Raw genomic sequence first — 4,496 nt, forward strand, 5'->3', positions numbered from 1 at the left:
CGTCGGGGCGCCTGCACATGGGCCACGTGCGCAACTACTCGCTGGGCGACGTGGTGGCGCGGTTCAAGCGCGCGCGGGGCTTCAATGTCCTGCACCCGATGGGCTGGGACGCCTTCGGTCTGCCCGCGGAGAACGCGGCCATGGAGCGCGGCGTGGATCCCCGCGGCTGGACCTACGACAACATCGCCCGCATGCGCTCCGAGCTGAAGGAGTTGGGGCTCAGCATCGACTGGTCCCGCGAGTTCGCCACTTGCGACGTCGAATACTATGGCAAGCAGCAGGCCTGGTTCCTGGACCTGATGAAGACCGGCCTAGTCTATCGCCGCGAAAGCACCGTCAACTGGGACCCGGTCGACCAGACCGTGCTGGCCATCGAGCAGGTGGTCGACGGCCGCGGCTGGCGATCGGGCGCGGTGGTCGAGAAGCGCAAGCTGAACCAGTGGTTCCTGCGCATCACCGACTATGCCGACCAGTTGCTGGACGATCTGTCGACCCTGGATCGCTGGCCCGACAAGGTCCGGCTGATGCAGGAAAACTGGATCGGGCGCTCCAAGGGCGCGCGGTTCTCGTTCCAGTTCTCGGGCGCGGCGCCGGCGGGCCATGAGGCCGGCCTGCCTGTCTACACCACCCGTCCAGACACGCTCTACGGCGCCAGTTTCGTGGGGATCGCACCCGATCATCCGTTGGCGGAGCAATTGGCTTCCGACCCCAGGGTCGCGGCCTTCATCGCCGAATGCCGCAAGGGCGGCGCCTCCGAGGCCGAGATCGAAACGGCCGAGAAGATCGGCTTCGACACCGGCCTGACCGTCACCCATCCCTTCGATCCCGACTGGAAGCTGCCGGTCTGGATCGCCAACTTCATCCTGATGGACTACGGCACGGGCGCGATCTTCGGCTGTCCGGCCCATGACCAGCGCGACCTTGATTTCGCGAACAAATATAAGCTGCCGGTGAAGCCGGTGGTCCTGCCGCCGGGCGAGGATCCCGCTGCGTTCACCGTGTCGGCGGAGGCCTATGTCGGCCCTGGGACGATCTTCAATTCGCAGTTCCTGAATGGCCTGGAAATCGAGCCCGCCAAGCTGGCGGCCATCGAGCGGCTGGAAAGCCAGGGCCAGGGCGAAGGCGCGACGGTCTTCCGTCTGCGTGACTGGGGCGTGGCCCGCCAGCGCGGATGGGGCTGCCCGATCCCGGTGGTGCACTGCGCCAAGTGCGGCGTCGTGGCCCTGCCCAAGAGCGCCCTGCCGGTGAAGCTGCCCGACGACATGGACTTCTCCAAGCCGGGCAACGCCCTGGCCCGCCACCCCACCTGGAAGGACACGACCTGCCCGGACTGCGGCGGGGCGGCGACGCGTGAGACCGACACCCTGGACACCTTCGTGGACTCGTCCTGGTACTTCGCGCGGTTCACCGACACCGCCGCCGACGCCCCTATCGACAAGGCCGCCGCCGACTACTGGCTGCCCGTCGACCAGTATGTTGGCGGCATCGAGCACGCGGTCCTGCACCTGCTCTACGCCCGCTTCGTCACCAAGGCCCTGGCCGATCAGGGGGTGTTGTCCGTACGCGAACCGTTCGCCGGCCTGTTCACCCAGGGCATGGTCACACACGAGACCTATCGCCGACAGAACGGCGAATGGATCGAGCCGCGCAGCGTCGAGATCACCGCCGACGGAAACAACCGACGCGGCGTGCTGATCGAGACCGGCGAACAGATCGTCATCGGCGACGTCGAGAAGATGGCCAAGTCGAAGAAGAACACCGTCACCCCCGACGAGATCTTCGATGTCTACGGCGTCGACGCCGCGCGCCTGTTCGTGCTGTCCGACAGCCCGCCGGAGCGCGACACCCAATGGTCGGCCTCCGGCGTCGAGGGCGCCTGGCGCTTCGTGAACCGGGTCTGGAACGAGTTCGACAGCCAGCCGCCCGGCCCCGCGCCGGCCGCGAGCGCCGACCCGAAGGCCGACGAATTGCGCGCCTTCACCCACCGGACCATCAAGGGGGTAACCGACGCCGTCGAGAGCTTCCGCTTCAACTCCGGAATCGCGCGGATGTACGAATTCCTGAACAAACTCAAGGAATTCCCAGCCGAGGGCGCGACCGCGCCCGTGCTGGCGGCGCGACACGAGGCGCTCTCGGCCTTCGCGCGCCTGATCTCACCCTTCACGCCCCACCTGGCCGAGGAAGCCTGGGCGCGGATCGGCGGCGAGGGCATGGTGGTGTCCGCGCCCTGGCCGGACTTCGACCCGGCGCTCACCCAGGACGCCGTGCGCATCCTGCCCGTCCAGGTCAACGGCAAGCGTCGTGGCGAGATTTCCGTGGCCGCGGGGGCCGAACCGGCCGATGTGGAGAAGATCGTGCTTGACGATCCGGAGATCGCGCGGCGCCTAGAGGGTCTCACGATCCGCAAGGTCATCGTGGTCAAGGATCGCATCGTCAACATCGTGGCCGGGTAAGCCAGACATGAACCGCCTCGTCTTCGCCGCCGCCCTGCTGTCCGCCGGCCTCGGCCTGGCCGGGTGCGGCTTCACGCCCCTCTACGGCGCGCCGGGCGTGACCGCCCAGCTCACGGCCATCCAGGTGACCACCCCGCCGGGCCGAACGGGGCAGCTCATCCGCGAGCACCTGGACGACGCGCTCGCCCGCGACAAGGGCGCCGCCCCCCGCTACCGCATGGACCTGCGGCTGTCGGAGACCCGTTACCCGCGCGGGGTCCGGGTCGACAATGTCGCCACCCGCTACGAGTATGTGCTGATCGCGGCCTATACCCTCTCGGCCCTGCCCTCGGGTTCGCCGGTCAAGTCCGGCAGCGCGCGGGTCGAGGTGACCTATGACAGCGCCGACCAGCCCTACGCCTCGATTTCGGCCCAGCAGGACGCCCAGGACCGCGCCGCCGGCGAGGCCGCCCGCAAGATCGAACTCGAACTGGCCGCATGGCTCGCCACCCAGGCCGGCAAGTCCTAGGGCGCTCCAGTCGTGATCCTCGCCAAGCGGCCGGATATCGAGCGGTTCCTCGCCAAGCCGGACCCGCAGATCCGCGTGGCGCTGATCTACGGCCGCGATATCGGGGTGGTCCGTGACAGGGCCAAGGAATTGGCCGGCAAGATCGCCGAACCGCCCGACGATCCCTTCAATGTGGCCCTGCTCACCGATGGGGACCTCGACGGCGACGGCGCCCGCCTGGAGAACGAGCTGGCGTCCCAGTCGCTGATGGGCGGCCGCCGGCTGGTGAGACTGAAGTTCGCCACCGAGAAAGCCAGCCTGGACAAGCAGGTGGCGGAGGCCCTGGTCGCCCACGCGGAGGGCAAGCTCAATCCAGACGCCTTCTTCCTGATCGAGGCCGGCGCCTTGGGCCGTGACTCGGCCGTTCGCAAGGCCGCCGAGAAGGCGGCCGGCGCGGCGGTGATCCCCTGCTACGAAGACGAGCCCGGCGACGTGGCGCGGCTTGTCCGCGAGACCCTGGCGAAGGACAGCGTCGGCCTCGACGCCCAGGCCCTGCAGCTTTTCGTCAGCCGCATGCCGAAGGAACGCGGCGTCGCGCGCCAGGAGATCGAGCGTCTCGCCCTCTATCTCGAGCCCGGCAGCGGCCGCACCGCCTCGCCAAAGGACCTGGAAGACTTTCTGGGCGTGGAGCCCGAGGCGTCCCTCTCCGACGCCGCCGCGGACGCCTTCGGGGGCCGGCTGGCCGACGCCCAGGCGGGCCTGCGCCGCGCGGCCTCTGAGGGCGAGGCCGGACCCGCCGCGGTCCGCGCCATCGGCATGTATCTGGGCCGCATGCGCCGGACCCTCACCCTGGCCAAGAACGGCGCAGGCCTGCAGGAGGCCGCCAAGGCCAGCGGCGTGTTCTGGAAGCAGGAGCGCGAGTTCCTGCGTCAGGCCCGGTCCTGGACCCTCGACGACCTCGACCGCCTCCAGCCCGAGGTCCTCGCCGCGGACAAGGCCTGCAAGACCGCCGGCTCGCCCGATGGGCTCATCGCTGAGCGGCTGGCGCTGACCGTGGCCGGACGCGCGCGACGGCTGGGGCTCTAGGCAGCAAAACCGCCGTCGCAAAAATTCGACCTGACGCGCACAGCCGACCGACCGTCCGTACTCGTGCACGGTCGTTTCGCGACAGATCGAATTCCGAAAACGCGCCCTGCTAAATCAATGACTTAGCGAGCACCGAAAATCAGCCTCGTGAGCTGAGCCGACGGCAGAGCTCGTCGAGCTGCTCCAGGGTCGCGTACTTGATCCTGAGCTCCCCCGCCCCGCCCCGATCGACCACCTCGACCTGGAGACCCAGGATGTCGGCGAGGTCGTTCTCCAAGGCCAAGGTGTCGGTGTCCTTGCCGGCCTTGCGCGGCGTCGCCGCCTTGACGCCGGTCGGCGCCTTGCGGACCAGGGCCTCGGTGTCGCGGACCGAAAGGCCCCGCGCGATGATGTTGTGCGCCAGGGTCAGGGGATCGCCCGCGCTTAGGATCGCCCGGGCGTGACCGGCGCTCAGCTTGCCCTCCATCACC

Annotated in this window: 3 protein-coding genes and 1 pseudogene; 3 read left to right on the forward strand and 1 reads right to left on the reverse strand. The window is 68.9% G+C overall.

The window, feature by feature from the left end; genetic code table 11:
• The 3 genes from leuS to holA all read left to right on the forward strand — a co-directional run.
• Window positions 1-2,453: leucine--tRNA ligase (gene leuS, locus RMO04_RS11530; RefSeq protein WP_309644930.1), on the forward strand; the 2,453-nt coding region annotated here is incomplete at its 5' end.
• A 7-nt stretch (window positions 2,454-2,460) separates the two neighbouring features.
• Window positions 2,461-2,961: an LPS assembly lipoprotein LptE gene (gene lptE, locus RMO04_RS11535; protein ID WP_309644931.1), complete on the forward strand. Its 501-nt coding sequence runs from the start codon at window positions 2,461-2,463 to the stop codon at window positions 2,959-2,961.
• Window positions 2,962-2,973: 12 nt separating this feature from the next.
• Entirely contained in the window at window positions 2,974-4,026 is a 1,053-nt protein-coding gene (gene holA, locus RMO04_RS11540; protein WP_309644932.1) for a DNA polymerase III subunit delta, read from the forward strand.
• A gap of 139 nt (window positions 4,027-4,165) precedes the next feature.
• Here holA and RMO04_RS11545 read toward each other — a convergent pair.
• Window positions 4,166-4,496 (reverse strand): annotated as a pseudogene (locus RMO04_RS11545) (chromosome partitioning protein ParB); the annotation flags it as partial.

It is taken from the genome of Phenylobacterium sp., assembly GCF_031412415.1.
In the GTDB taxonomy this organism is placed as follows: Bacteria; Pseudomonadota; Alphaproteobacteria; order Caulobacterales; family Caulobacteraceae; genus Phenylobacterium.